Raw genomic sequence first — 13,311 nt, forward strand, 5'->3', positions numbered from 1 at the left:
CAGGATACCGACATGAACACGAACCCGACCCTGGCCGAACGCCAAACCAACCCCGTTCACCCGGCCGCCGCCGAAGCCGCGCGCCGGCCCGCGATCACGCCTTCCGTCGACATCGTCGAAGATCAACGCGGCGTCACGCTGCGGGCCGACCTGCCCGGCGTGCCGCGCGAGAATCTCGACGTGAAGGTGCACGACAACACGCTGACGATCGAAGCCGCGACCCAGTTCGACACGGCGGCCGATCTGCGCGTGCCGCACGCGGAAATCCGTTCGACGCGCTATGCACGATCGTTCGTGCTGAGCGCCGATCTCGACACGTCGCGGATCGACGCGAACCTGCGCGACGGCGTGCTGACGCTGACGATCCCGCGCCGCGAGGAAACGCGTCCGCGCCGCATCGACGTGACGGCCGGCAATGCGTGAGCGTCGACGCGTGTCCTGACGTGGCGCGCATGAAAAAGCCCCGCTCCGGCGCGATGCCGGGCGGGGCTTTTTTGCATCGAGCCGCGCGCTCAAGCGCGCGGACGGCCGCTTCAATCGAAATCGAACAGGTCGAACACCGACTTCTTGCGACGCCGGCCATCGTGCCGGTCACGCTCGTTGTGCGAGCGGCCGTCGCGCCCCCAGCCGTCGTCGCGGCCGCGCGGCGCGTGCGCATCGTGTTGCACCGGCGCGGCGTCGCGACGGGCCGGCGCGTCACCGGTTTCGCGGGCGAGCAGCTTGTCGAGTTCGCCACGGTCGAGCCACACGCCGCGGCAGGTCGGACAGTAGTCGATCTCGATCGACTGGCGCTCGGCCATCAGCAGGTCGGGCGTCTTGCAGACAGGGCATTTCATCGCGTTTCTCCTTTCCGTGCGAATGCATCGGGATTCCGTATGAGGTGCGCGAGCCGGCCGCCACGGCGGACGGCGTCACGCTCGCCGGCTCAGTCGCGCGCCACCTGCGCCGCCCGCTTCGCCTTGGCCCGCCGCGCCAGCATGTTCATGCCCTCGACGAACGCCGAGAACGCCATCGCCGCATAGATGTACCCCTTCGGCACGTGCGAACCGAACCCTTCGGCGATCAGCGTCATGCCGATCACGACCAGGAATGACAGCGCGAGCATCACGATCGTCGGGTTGCGGTCGATGAAGCGTGCGAGCGGCTGCGCGGCGAACAGCATCACGCTCACGGCGACGATCACGGCGACGAACATGATCGGAACGTGCTCGGTCATGCCGATCGCGGTCACGATGCTGTCGATCGAGAACACGATGTCGAGCATCACGATCTGGCCGATCGCGGCCCACACCGTCAGGCCGGCCGCGCCGGCGGCCCCGCCCGCGCCGTCGCCGTCGTGCGACACGTGGTGATGGATCTCGGTGGTCGCCTTCCACACGAGGAACAGGCCGCCCGACAGCAGGATCATGTCGCGCCACGAGAACGCATGGTCGAACAGCGTGAACACGGGCTCGGTCAGGCTCGCGATCCACGCGACGCTGCCGAGCAGCGCGAGGCGCATCACCAGCGCGAGCGCGATGCCGAGGCGCTGCGTGCGGGCGCGCTGCGCTTCGGGCAGCTTGTTGCTGAGGATCGAGATGAAGATCAGGTTGTCGATGCCGAGCACGACTTCCATCACGACGAGCGTCAGGAGCGCGGCCCAGACGGCGGGGTCGGTGGCAAGCGTCAGCAGGTAGTCCATGGGAGGGGCCGATGCGAAAGTGGAAAGCCTGATGATATGACGCCCCGAACTTCGTAAAAATCAGAGAGAATCTGACTTTAGGTTCGGTTTTTACGATATATCGCGCTCCGATGCTCAATTTCCGACATCTGTACTATTTCTGGGTCGTGGTGAAGGAAGGCGGCTTCGCGCGCGCGGCCGAGCGGCTCGACATGGCCGTGCAGACGATCAGCGCCCAGGTGCGCGAGCTGGAGAAATCGCTCGGACACCAGTTGCTGCGCCCCGCCGGGCGCGGCGTCGCGATGACCGACGCCGGGCAAGCCGCCTTTGCTCGCGCGGAAATCATCTTCGAGATGGGCCGACTGATTCCCGACGACGTGCGCGCGGCGGCCAGCCAGCCGACCGTGCGGCTCGCGGTCGGCCTCGCGGACGGCATCTCCAAGCTCGCCGCGCACGCGATCCTCGCCCCGGTGCTCGACACACCCACGCTGCGGCTGCTGTGCCACGAGGGCGAGCACGACGCGCTGCTCGCGGAACTCGCGCTGCATCATCTGGACCTCGTGCTGGCCGGCCAGGGCGCGCCGTCCGGGTCGAACCTGCGCGTGACGAGCGAGCGGCTCGTCGCGTCGCCGGTCGACTGGTACGGGCCCGCGGCACTCGTCACGCCGGCCGCGCGGCAGCGCTTTCCGCAGTGCCTGGCCGAGCTGCCGGTGCTGCTGCCGACCGCGCATTCGGCGTTGCGCGCGCGTCTCGACCGGTGGCTGGAAAGCGAGCGGATCGTGCCGCGCGTGGCTGGCGAGTTCGAGGACAGCGCGCTGATGGCCGTGTTCGCGGCGCGCGGCCTCGGCGTGTTTCCGCTAAGCGAACTCGGCGCGAACGACGCGTCGCTGCTGCGCGGGCTCAGGCGGCTCGGGCGCGCGGGCGACGTGACCGAGGAGATCCATGCGATCCGCTCGCGGCGCGGCGAACATCATCCGCTGACCGCGCAATTGCTGGCCGCGGCGCGCGGCGCGCCGGCCGACTGAAGCGAGCGCGACATCAAACGAAACTATAATGTCGCCCCGGCCATACGAGATGTGCGGGCGCATCAATCCGGGCACTCCCCTTGCGCCGCCTCTCGCCGAGCCTTCTGAAAGACGCCATGCACAACCGATTTCGCCTGTTTTCCGTTTCGTGCGCGCTCGCGGTCGCGACCGTGCTGGCGGCATGCTCGTCGCCGCCCAAGCCGATCTACCAGCAGGAACAGTTCGACGCGACCACCAGCCCGTATGCGCATACGTTCCACTCGAAATCCGACGCGGCCTGCGAGGCCGCGCGGCGCGCGCTGCTGAGCCAGGGCTACGTGGTGTCGTCGTCGCGCAACGACGCGGTCGACGGCAGCAAGAATTTCCAGCCGAGCAACGACATGCACGTCGTGATCGAGTTTCACGTCGTGTGCGCGGACGCGAATGCGGACGGCTCGTCGAGCATCGCGTATGTGAACGCGGTGCAGGACCGCTATACGCTGAAGAAGTCGAATACGTCGGCCAGCGTCGGCTTGAGCGTGTTCGGCTCGCTGTCGCTGCCGATCGGGTCGAGCGACGACGCGCTCGTCAAGACCGCGAGCGAGACGATTCCCGCCGGCGTGTTCTATGAGCGCTTCTTCACGCTCGTCGACCATTTCCTGAAGATCGACCCGGCACGCCGCGACCGCGCGACCGTGAAGGCCGCCGAGAAGGAGCCCGTCGCGCCGCTGCCCGAGCCCGCGCCGACGCCGCAGGGCGAACCGCTGAAGATGACGACGCCGGTCGTGCCGACGCCGCCCGCGGCGCCGGTGCCGCTTTCGGTGCCGGGGGTCGCGCCTGGATCGGGCGCGAATGCCGTGCCGGCGGCGATGCGTGCTGCCGCGCCGGCGGCGGCGTCCGGGTCCGGGACGGTTTCGGGGGCGGCACCTGCGTCTGCACCTGCGCCGGCTTCGGCTGGCGGCCCGGCGCCTGCGTCGGCGCCTGCGCCCGCTTCGGCTGCTACGCCCGCTTCGGCGCCTAAGCCGATTTCTGGTCCGGCAACCGCACCGGCGCCTTCATCGGCCTCCGGTTCGACGGCCACGCCAGTTTCCGCACCCGCGTCGGCTCCGACTCCGGCCGCAGCGCCGGCCACCGCCACGCCGTCATCGCCCGCGCCCTCGTCAGCAGCATCGACGCCCGCATCGGCCTCGGCGCCGTCGAGCGCATCGCCTGCGCCGGCTGCCGCGAACCCGGTTGCATCGTCCACGCCGTCCGGCGCGAGCGCACCCGCCGCGAACTGACCGCGCTCCCGTATCGTCGCGCCCGGCCGCATGCGCCGCCGCGCGACGGTACGCAGCCCTTTCGTATCACTAAGTCGTTCCCGCCCATCCGGCTGTGCGCCGGCCGTGGATAGCCGCGCGGGATTGACGGCAAGGCAACGTGGACGCGTCACGGTCAGCGTTGCGCGCCTCATCCCCACAGTCAGCACACGCGGAAATCGCAGGCGGCCCAGCGTCTCGCAACCGCGCTGCGCGCCAGCGCCCCACCTACCGCAACGTCGCGTGCAGCGTCTGCAGATGCTCGACGGTCGTGGTCACGCCGCCGCAGACGATCACCGCGATGTCCGACGCCGATGCGAGCACCGGCACCGGGCGCTCCAACGCGGCCAAGGCAGCGCCGCACGCGGGCTCGACGACGATCCGGTGTTCATCGACAAACCGCAGCGACGCAGCCACCGCGTCGGCATCGGACACGACGACCGGATGGATCGCGTGGCGCGTCGCCCACTCGACCGCCGCGTCACATGGCCGCTTCGCGCCGAGCGACGTCGCGATGCTCGTGATGGCCGCCAGTTCGACCGGACGCCCCTGCGCGACCGAGCGCGCATAGCAGTCGGCGCCTTCCGTCTCGGCCGCGACGACCGGCACGTCGTGCCAGCCGTTGCGCGCCAGCCCTTCCAGCACGCCGCACAGCAGACCGCCACCGCCGACCGCGAGCACGACCGCGTCGGGCTTCGGGCCGGCCGTCGCCATCTCGTCGATCATCGTCGCGTGGCCCTGCCACAGCACACGGTCGTCGAACGGATGCACGAACGCGTCGTGCTCGTCGAGCGTCGATTGCGCGAACGCATTTGCCTCGGCCCAGCTCGCGCCGTGCACGACGAGGTCCGCGCCTTCGATGCGGATGAGCTCGCGCGCCCGGGCCGATGCGCTTTCCGGCACGACGACGCGCACCGGCACGCCGAGTTCGCGGCCGCAATACGCGACCGCGATGCCCGCGTTACCGCCCGACGACGACACGAACCGCCGCGCACCGGCCGCATGGCGCGCCTCGCAGACGGCGCCGATGCCGCGCAGTTTGAACGAGCCCGATGGCTGCAGCGCGTCGAGCTTCAGCCGGACGGTCTTGCCGAACCGGCGGGACGCGATGGGTGAGCGGATATAAGGGGTTGGAATATGGAGCGGCATGGGGCGGGACGCAGTGGGGACGGAGGAAACACACGCGACTCGGGAGGAAGCGAGTGCGGCAATGACGGTCATCGTACGGCAGGCTGGTCATGCCTTCCAATACCATCGAATGGCGTTTGCTATGCTCTGCAGGCATATCCTTCCACCGAACCGGGCACCACATGCGCCAGATCGAACTGCGTCACCTGCGTTACTTCGTCGCCGTCGCCCAGGCCGGCAGCGTGATGGCCGGCGCCCGCGCGGCCGGCATCGTGCAGCCCGCGCTGTCGCGGCAGATCCGCGAGCTGGAGGACGCGATCGGCACGCCGCTGCTGATCCGTCGCGCGACGGGCGTCACGCTCACCGCGGCCGGCACGAGCTTTCTGCACGATGCCACCGGCCTGCTCGCGATGCTGCAGGACAGCCGTGAGCGCGCGTTGCGCAGCGCGGCCGGCCAGCTCGGCGAACTGCGGCTCGGCGCGCTGCCGAACTGCCTGCCGTTGGCGGTCGTCGCGAACGTCCTCAAAACGTTTCGCGATGCGTGCCCGGACGTGAAACTGTCGATCGCGCCGATGCTGTCCGCCGAACAGGCCAGCGCGCTGATGCGCGGCCAGCTCGACGCCGGAATCATGGCGTGGCGTCGCGAGGAAGCGCCGCACCTGACGGGCGTGCGGCTGCTGAGCGATCGCTTCGTGCTCGCGATGCCCGCACCGTCGGACGGCCGCTTCGTCGCGCCGCGCACGCTGGCCGACGTCGCGAACGAGCCGTTCGTCTGGTTCGATGCGCAACGTTCCGCCGCGCACCACCGGTTCCTGATGACGCAGTGCCAGCAGGCCGGCTTCACGCCGCGCATCGCGCAGATCGGCAGCGACATCCCGACGCTGATCGGCCTCGTCGCGGTGGGGATGGGTTGCGCGTTCGTGCCGGAAAGCGCATCGCCGACCTGCCCGAGCACGGTTCGACTCGTCGCGCTCGACGAACTCGCGAGCCGCTTCGACATCGAGTTCGTGTTCGACGGCGCGGCGGCGACGCCGTCGCCCGTCGTCGCGCGGTTTCTCGCGGCGGTCCGCGATGCGGCCGGCGAACCGGGCTGACGCACGCCGGACGCATCGGCGCGCGGTCGGGCGATGCGACTTGCCGCGCCGACCGACGCGCGGAACTCACTTCCGCGATCGCGTCGTGTTCGATGTCATCGCGCACGAAACGACACCGTCTTGTCATCGAAAAATCTTTCAAAATGCCGACGCCCGATGCCGCGATACCGCAATTTTCAAATTGACACCAAAAACGGCCGTTTAACGCCGATTCGAATCGTCCTGGCCCGAAATATACTGCGCGCGCATCCAACCCTCGTGCCAAAGAGAGGATGCGTTTCCGCCCCGGCCATGGTCCCCCTGTGGTCGGGGCTTTTTTACTGTCGCGCCTTACAGCGAAAGGCTTTCGGACATTGCCCCACGCCGCGACAGGGGAATCGCCTGTCGCCGGGCGACGCGTTCCGCCAGGCCAGCCGCGCGTCGTCTCATGGTCGCCAGCCGACTTCCCGAGCGTCTCGCAAGATACCTCCGCATGAGCTGCGAATCGTCACGCCGTCGCAGCCCCTGTCCGCAAGTTGCGCACCTTTTAATTACGAAAAGCTTTCGCAAAACCCTTGGCTGTTCGCCTATCCCGTCAAAACACGGCTCACAGGGCACGCCTCACCCGCGTCGCCCGCGCGCTGCATTGTTGACATGAAATCAAGATAATTTCGTCCGCATACGGCTTTTTCCGCAAAAGTAACGCAGGCACACTTCACGCTGTCCTCAACGGCCTCGTGCCGTCGTCCCCCGCTTACAGGAGTCCACCACGTGACCACCACGACTTCCTCTCCGTCCCGCCCCGGCGGCAGCGCCGCGCTGCCGCTGCTCGCGCTCGCCGCCGGCGCGTTCGGCATCGGCACGACCGAATTCTCGCCGATGGGCCTGCTGCCCGTGATCGCCGAAGGCGTGCACGTGTCGATTCCGCAAGCCGGCATGCTGATCAGCGCGTATGCGATCGGCGTGATGGTCGGCGCGCCGCTGATGACGCTGCTGCTCGCGCGCTGGTCGCGCCGCTCCGCGCTGATCGCGCTGATGTCGATCTTCACGATCGGCAACCTGCTGTCGGCCGTCGCACCGGACTACGCGACGCTGCTGCTCGCCCGCCTCGTGACGAGCCTCAATCACGGTGCGTTCTTCGGGCTCGGCTCGGTGGTCGCGGCGAGCCTCGTGCCGCGCGACAAGCAGGCCAGCGCGGTCGCGACGATGTTCATGGGGCTGACGATCGCGAACGTCGGCGGCGTGCCGGCCGCGACCTGGCTCGGCCAGATGATCGGCTGGCGCATGTCGTTCGCGGCGACCGCGGGGCTCGGCCTGATCGCGATCGCCGGCCTGTTCGCCGCGCTGCCGAAGGGCGAAGCCGGCAAGATGCCCGACCTGCGCGCCGAACTGTCCGTGCTCACGCGCCCGGTCGTGCTCGGCGCGCTCGGGACGACGGTGCTCGGCGCGGGTGCGATGTTCACGCTCTATACGTACGTCGCACCGACGCTCGAACACCTGACGGGCGCCACGCCCGGCTTCGTGACCGCGATGCTGGTGCTGATCGGCATCGGCTTCTCGATCGGCAACATCGCGGGCGGGCGCCTCGCCGACCGCTCGCTCGACGGCACGCTGATCGGCTTCCTGTTGCTGCTGATCGCGACCATGGCCGCGTTCCCGCTGCTCGCCACCACCCATGCGGGCGCTGGCGTCACGCTGTTGGTCTGGGGGATCGCGACGTTCGCGGTCGTGCCGCCGCTGCAGATGCGCGTGATGCGCGCGGCCCATGAAGCGCCGGGCCTTGCATCGGCCGTCAACATCGGCGCGTTCAACCTCGGCAACGCGGTGGGCGCCGCCGCCGGTGGTGCGGCGATCTCGGCCGGGTTCGGCTACGCGGCGGTGCCGCTCGTCGGCGCGCTGATCGCCGCCGCCGGGCTCGCACTCGTGATGCTGCAGCTCACGCAGCGCCGCCGCTCGCCGGCCGCCGCGAATTCATAAGGGCGGGCAACGTTCGGACTACCCGGAACCTTCCGCTCGCATTTTTACGGCCGCGCAATGCGGCCGTCTTCATTTCCAGCCCACAATCCGGACTTTCTGTTTTTCAATCCGGGAAAATCCTGAATATCCATCTTTCGAGCACCATTTCAATCAAATCGATTCAGGAGCAGAAAAAAGCTTCAATTTCCTCCCGAATGATTTGCAGCAGGTATTTTTCATTTCACCATGGACATTAACGCTCGATTCCGTGCCAATCGACACCGCACGCCGAATCAACCACGGAAATCGTGCCGCCCCGTCCGAGCCGCCGCCCCGGCACCGGAAAACCTTTCGTCCATAGAACGGAAAACAAAATCAAAAATCGCAATATTTTCCGGTTTTATTTAATAAGAAGGGGGTCATGTGTAACAAAATGAAACAACGAAACTTTATGATTGAAAGACTCATCGATTCGTATCAGCATTTACCGAGCCGTGGCATGCGGAGCGCGGCTTAAATCCAACGAAAAACCGCTCGATGAGGGATCAGTGTGAAAGTCGCCATCGCTTCCACGACATTGTCGCTCGCGCTGTCAATCGGCCTTTCGACACCCGCCGCCGACGCCGCCGTCTATACGAACGGCACCGCAACCGCAACCTTCAACGTCACGCTGACACTCCAGCCGAACTGCACGATCGCCGCGAACCCGCTGGCCTTCGGCACCAACGGCGTGCTGGCCACCGCGATCAACCAGCAGACGACCGTCAGTGTCACCTGCACCAACACGACGCCGTACAACGTCGGCCTCGATGCCGGCTCGGTCACTGGGTCGAGCGTCGCCAGCCGCCTGATGGCCGGCACCTCGACCGGCAACACGACGACGACCGTCGGCTTCCAGCTGTACCAGGACGCCGGGCGCACGACGATCTGGGGCAACACGCAAGGCACGAACACCGTGGCCGGCACCGGGACGGGCGCCGCGCAGGCCCTGACCGTCTACGGCCAGGTGCCCGCGCAGGCAACGCCGAAGCCGGACACCTACCAGACGACCGTCACCGCAACCGTCTACTTCTGATCGGCGCCGCCACGCATGACCGCATTACGTCGAACGCTCGCCGCGCTGCTGTGCGCGGCCGGCGCCGCGCACGCCGCGTCGCTGCAGATTTCCCCCGTCACGATCGAATTCGGCACCGACGACACGGCCACCGGCATCACGCTACGCAATCCGGGCGAACGCCCCGTGTATGGACAGGTCCGCGTGTTCCGCTGGGACCAGGCCGACGGCCAGGACACGCTGACGCCCACGCAGGACCTCGTCGCGAGCCCGCCGCTGATCCAGGTCGGCACGCAAGCGGAGCAACTGATCCGCGTCGTGCGCGCATCGCGCACGCCCTCCGGCGTCGAGCAGAGTTACCGGCTGCTGATCGACGAGTTGCCGCAGCCCGGCGAAGCGCCGACCAACGGCGTGTCGATCCGGCTGCGCTATTCGATTCCGGTGTTCGTCGAACCGGCGACCCATGGCACGCCGCAACTCGACTGGGCGCTGGTGCGCAGCAACGGTGGCTGGGTGCTGCGCGTGCGCAACGGCGGCGCGCGCCGCGCGCAACTGGCGTCGGTCGAGCTCGTGACCGGCGACGGCCGTGCGTACCCGCTCACGCACGGGCTGCTCGGCTACGCACTCGCGGGGCGCACCGGCCAGTGGAGCGTGCCGCTGCCGGCCAGCGTCGCGCTCGGCGGCAAGGTCACGGTACGGGCGGCCGTCAATTCGCAGCCGGCCAGCGCGGTCGTCGCGGTGGAGCCGCCGGGCTAGGCCGCCGGTGCGCCGCCCGGCTCTCGCCCCTTCGCCGCGCGCCGGCACGTTTCCGGTCCACGGACGCAGAACGTCGCGACACGCGCGACGCCTCGTGCTCGTGGCCGTCGTGGCCGGCGGCCTGCTCGTGCGCGGCGGCGCCCGCGCGGACGAACCGTCGGCGCTCGTGATGACCGACCGCACGCACGACGTGATCCTCGAAGTCAGCGTCAACGGCGAAAGCACGACGCTGCTCGTGCACTTCCGCGAACGCGACGGCCACCTGTCGGCCAGCGGCGCCGACCTGCGCACCATCGGCGTCGCGACCGACCGGCTCGGCATCGCCGACGCGGCGACCGTCGAACTCGACGCGATTGCCGGCCTGCGCTACCGCTACGACGCGGCACGCCAAAGCGTCGACCTGGAGATGACCGACGCGCTGCGCCGCCCATACGCGGTCGACAGCCGCGCGTTGCCGCCCACGCAAACCGCCACCGCGTCGCGCGGGATCGCGATCAACTACGAGGCCTACGCGCAGACGCTCGGCGACCGGCAGTTCTCGCTCTACACCGATGTGCGGTACTTCGATCCGGGCGGCGTGTTCGACACCACCGGCACCGCGTATTTCTACAACGGCCAGCGGCGCTACACGCGCTTCGATACGTCGTGGAGCCGCTCGGACCCGGCCCGGCCGAGCACGACGCAGATCGGCGACGCGATCTCGGGATCGCTCGCGTGGACGCGCTCGGTACGCCTCGGCGGCTTCCAGTGGCGCAGCAACTTCGCGCTGCGGCCCGACCTCGTGACGTTCCCGATTCCGTCGCTCGCGGGTTCCGCGGCGGTGCCGTCGGCGGTCGACCTGTACATCAACAACGTGCGCCAGTACACCGGCAACGTGCCGAGCGGCCCGTTCATCATCCACGACGTGCCGGGCATCACGGGCGCCGGCCAGGCGACCGTCATCACGCGCGACGCGCTCGGGCGCACCGTCGCGACCTCCGTGCCGCTCTACGTCGATACGCGCATGCTGTCGGCCGGGCTGTCGAGCTATTCGTTCGAAGCCGGCTTCCTGCGTCGCAACTACGCGCTGCAGTCGTTCGACTACGACGCGCGGCCGGCCGTCAGCGGCTCGATGCGACGCGGCGTCAGCGACGCGCTGACCGTCGAGGGGCATGCGGAGGCGACCGGCGGCGTACTCAACGCCGGCGTCGGCGCGCTGGCGCGGCTCGGCTACGCGGGCGTCGTGAGCGGCGCGGTCGCGGGCAGCGTCGGCCGCTATCCGGGCACGCAGGTGAGCGTCGGCTACCAGTTGATCGAACCGCGCTTCTCGATCAACGCGCAGACGATCCGCGCATTCGGCCGCTACGGCGACCTCGCGTCGCGCGACGGCGCGCCGGTGCCGTCGGCGACCGACCAGGCGACGCTCGCGCTGCCCTTCATGTACCGCCAGACGCTGTCGCTCAGCTATATCGGCTTCCGGCTGCCGCAAGGCCCGAGCGCGCGGATCGGCACCGTGTCGTACACGCTGAGCGTCGGCGATCTCGCGTCGCTGAGCGTAAGCGCCTACCGCGATTTCGCGCAGCAGGGCGCGAACGGCGCGTTCGTGTCGCTGAACATCGGGCTCGGCCGCAACACGTCGATCAATACGACCGTCGGCCGCCAGCGCGGCCAGTCGAACTACACGGTCGACGCGAGCCGCCCGCCCGACTACGGCGGCGGCTGGGGCTGGGGCGTGCAGACGGGCGGCACGGGCGCGGTACCTTACCGGCAGGCGCAACTGCGTTACCTCGGCCATGCGGGCGAAGTCATCGCGGCCGCGCAAGGCATCGACCGCCAGACCGGCGCCTCGCTCGACGTCAGCGGCGCGCTCGTGTTCATGGACCGCAGTCTGCAGTTGTCGCGCCGCATCGACGACGGCTTCGCACTGGTGTCGACCGACGGCGTCGCGGGCATCCCGGTGCTGCACGAGAACCGCGTGATCGGCACGACCGATCGCGCGGGACATCTGCTCGTGCCCGACCTGAACGCGTATCAGAACAACCAGGTCGCGATCGATTCGATGAAACTGCCCGCCGACGCGCGGATCGCCCGCACGTCGATGACGGTCGTGCCGCAGGCGCGATCGGGCGTCGTCGCGCATTTCGGCGTGTCGCGCTACCGCGCGGCGTCGGTGATCCTGCGCGACACCGCCGGCAATCCGCTGCCGGCCGGCGCCCGCGTGCATCACGCGGAAAGCGGCGCGGACACGATCGTCGGCTACGACGGGCTCACGTTCGTCGACGGGCTGAAGGACGACAACCATCTCGCGATCGACTACGGCGCGCAACGTTGCGTCGTGGAATTCGCGTTCACCGCGCCCGCCAACGGCACGCTGCCGACCATCGGGCCGCTCACCTGCCGGGCCGCGCCATGAGGATCGTGCTGCTGCTCGTCGTCGCGTTCGTCGCATGGTGCGGCGCGCCGCGTCACGCGCAGGCCGAGACGTGCACCGCCACGGCATCGACGGTGAGCTTCGGCTCGGTCAGCCCGATCTCGCGCGCATCGGTCGCCGCGACCGGCACCGTCAGCATCACGTGCACGTGGGCGGCCGTCACGCTGACGCCGAACGTGCTCGTCTGCCTGAACCTCGGCGGCACGAGCCCGCGCAGCCTCGTCAACGGTACCAACGCGATGCAGTACGACCTCTATCTCGACGGCGGGCATTCGGTCGCGTGGGGCTCCATCTATTCCGGCACGACGCCCGCCTCCGTCACACTCGTCAAACCCGCGCTCGGCACCAGCGCGAGCGCCACGGTCACGATCTACGGACAGATCACCGCGAACCAGCCGACCGTGCCGACGACCGGCAACAGCACGACCACCTACTCGCAGACGTTCGGCGGCAACACGACATCGATCAACGCGGGGTTCTACCTGCTCGGCGCGCCGACCTGCGCATCGTTGACCGCGTCGAACGGTACCTTTCCGTTCAGCGCGACGGCGGACGTGATCAACAACTGCAACATCAGCGCGACCAACGTCAACTTCGGCACCGCGAGCGTGCTGTCGGGCGCGCTCGCGGCAACCGGCTCGATCACCGCGCAGTGCACCAACGGCGACGCGTGGAAGATCGCGCTGAACGGCGGCGGCAGCGGCAACGTGACGGCGCGCCAGATGCAGCGCGGCGGCGGGGGCGGCACGGTCAACTACGGGCTTTACACGGATGCCGCGCACACCGTCGCATGGGGCGACGGCACCGGTGGCAGCGCGACGGTGACGGGCGTCGGCACCGGCGCGTCGCAGGTCGTGACCGTGTACGGCGCGGTGCCGGCGCAGACGACGCCCGCGCCGGGCAACTACAGCGACACGATCACCGCGACGATCAGTTTCTAGCGGGAATGACGGGACGGCAGGCCACGTGCGC

12 protein-coding genes are annotated in these 13,311 nt (G+C 68.9%); 9 read left to right on the forward strand and 3 right to left on the reverse strand.

The window, feature by feature from the left end; all coding sequences use genetic code 11:
• Positions 1–12 precede the first annotated feature (12 nt).
• Positions 13–423 (forward strand): Hsp20/alpha crystallin family protein, encoded by a 411-nt coding sequence (locus HWX07_RS09875; RefSeq protein WP_175876195.1) that lies wholly within the window; start codon positions 13–15, stop codon positions 421–423.
• Positions 424–533: 110 nt separating this feature from the next.
• On the opposite strand, the gene HWX07_RS09880 is transcribed toward HWX07_RS09875, so the two are convergent.
• Positions 534–836 carry a zf-TFIIB domain-containing protein gene (locus HWX07_RS09880; protein ID WP_175876196.1) on the reverse strand — a complete coding sequence of 101 codons (303 nt, stop codon included), beginning with the start codon at positions 834–836 and terminating at the stop codon, positions 534–536.
• An 89-nt stretch (positions 837–925) separates the two neighbouring features.
• Positions 926–1,681 (reverse strand): TerC family protein, encoded by a 756-nt coding sequence (locus HWX07_RS09885; RefSeq protein WP_012328220.1) that lies wholly within the window; start codon positions 1,679–1,681, stop codon positions 926–928.
• A 110-nt stretch (positions 1,682–1,791) separates the two neighbouring features.
• Here HWX07_RS09885 and HWX07_RS09890 point away from each other — a divergent pair, with 110 nt between their 5' ends.
• Positions 1,792–2,685: a LysR family transcriptional regulator gene (locus tag HWX07_RS09890; RefSeq protein ID WP_175807599.1), complete on the forward strand. Its 894-nt coding sequence runs from the start codon at positions 1,792–1,794 to the stop codon at positions 2,683–2,685.
• A gap of 116 nt (positions 2,686–2,801) precedes the next feature.
• Positions 2,802–3,944, forward strand: coding sequence for a DUF2242 domain-containing protein (locus HWX07_RS09895; protein WP_175876197.1), 1,143 nt, complete (start codon positions 2,802–2,804; stop codon positions 3,942–3,944).
• A gap of 246 nt (positions 3,945–4,190) precedes the next feature.
• On the opposite strand, the gene HWX07_RS09900 is transcribed toward HWX07_RS09895, so the two are convergent.
• Positions 4,191–5,111: a pyridoxal-phosphate dependent enzyme gene (locus HWX07_RS09900; RefSeq protein ID WP_175876198.1), complete on the reverse strand. Its 921-nt coding sequence runs from the start codon at positions 5,109–5,111 to the stop codon at positions 4,191–4,193.
• Positions 5,112–5,272: 161 nt separating this feature from the next.
• Between HWX07_RS09900 and HWX07_RS09905 the strand changes: the two genes are divergently transcribed.
• From HWX07_RS09905 to HWX07_RS09930, 6 genes are all read left to right on the forward strand, one after another.
• Positions 5,273–6,184: a LysR family transcriptional regulator gene (locus tag HWX07_RS09905; RefSeq protein WP_175876199.1), complete on the forward strand. Its 912-nt coding sequence runs from the start codon at positions 5,273–5,275 to the stop codon at positions 6,182–6,184.
• A 750-nt stretch (positions 6,185–6,934) separates the two neighbouring features.
• The gene (locus HWX07_RS09910; RefSeq protein ID WP_175876200.1) at positions 6,935–8,140 is read left to right on the forward strand and encodes an MFS transporter; all 1,206 of its coding nucleotides are present in this window, start codon (positions 6,935–6,937) and stop codon (positions 8,138–8,140) included.
• Positions 8,141–8,696: 556 nt separating this feature from the next.
• Entirely contained in the window at positions 8,697–9,194 is a 498-nt protein-coding gene (locus HWX07_RS09915) for a spore coat U domain-containing protein (RefSeq protein WP_027807537.1), read from the forward strand.
• Between the two features lie 15 nt (positions 9,195–9,209).
• Positions 9,210–9,929 (forward strand): molecular chaperone, encoded by a 720-nt coding sequence (locus HWX07_RS09920; RefSeq protein ID WP_175876201.1) that lies wholly within the window; start codon positions 9,210–9,212, stop codon positions 9,927–9,929.
• Positions 9,930–10,023: 94 nt separating this feature from the next.
• Positions 10,024–12,321, forward strand: coding sequence for a fimbria/pilus outer membrane usher protein (locus HWX07_RS09925; RefSeq protein WP_244129967.1), 2,298 nt, complete (start codon positions 10,024–10,026; stop codon positions 12,319–12,321).
• Positions 12,318–13,280, forward strand: a complete 963-nt coding sequence (locus HWX07_RS09930) for a spore coat U domain-containing protein (protein WP_175876203.1) — start codon at positions 12,318–12,320, stop codon at positions 13,278–13,280. Before HWX07_RS09925 ends, HWX07_RS09930 begins: the two co-directional genes overlap by 4 nt.
• Positions 13,281–13,311 lie beyond the last annotated feature (31 nt).

This window comes from Burkholderia sp. BCC0097 (assembly GCF_902832985.1).
GTDB classification, from domain to species: domain Bacteria; phylum Pseudomonadota; class Gammaproteobacteria; order Burkholderiales; family Burkholderiaceae; genus Burkholderia; species Burkholderia orbicola.

What these genes read in the sequence shown, in the direction of transcription:
- HWX07_RS09875 (WP_175876195.1), top strand. Translation starts at nt 13, where the DNA reads ATGAACACGAACCCGACCCTGGCCGAACGCCAAACCAACCCCGTTCAC.
- HWX07_RS09880 (WP_175876196.1), bottom strand. Translation starts at nt 836, where the DNA reads ATGAAATGCCCTGTCTGCAAGACGCCCGACCTGCTGATGGCCGAGCGC.
- HWX07_RS09885 (WP_012328220.1), bottom strand. Translation starts at nt 1,681, where the DNA reads ATGGACTACCTGCTGACGCTTGCCACCGACCCCGCCGTCTGGGCCGCG.
- HWX07_RS09890 (WP_175807599.1), top strand. Translation starts at nt 1,792, where the DNA reads ATGCTCAATTTCCGACATCTGTACTATTTCTGGGTCGTGGTGAAGGAA.
- HWX07_RS09895 (WP_175876197.1), top strand. Translation starts at nt 2,802, where the DNA reads ATGCACAACCGATTTCGCCTGTTTTCCGTTTCGTGCGCGCTCGCGGTC.
- HWX07_RS09900 (WP_175876198.1), bottom strand. Translation starts at nt 5,111, where the DNA reads ATGCCGCTCCATATTCCAACCCCTTATATCCGCTCACCCATCGCGTCC.
- HWX07_RS09905 (WP_175876199.1), top strand. Translation starts at nt 5,273, where the DNA reads ATGCGCCAGATCGAACTGCGTCACCTGCGTTACTTCGTCGCCGTCGCC.
- HWX07_RS09920 (WP_175876201.1), top strand. Translation starts at nt 9,210, where the DNA reads ATGACCGCATTACGTCGAACGCTCGCCGCGCTGCTGTGCGCGGCCGGC.
- HWX07_RS09930 (WP_175876203.1), top strand. Translation starts at nt 12,318, where the DNA reads ATGAGGATCGTGCTGCTGCTCGTCGTCGCGTTCGTCGCATGGTGCGGC.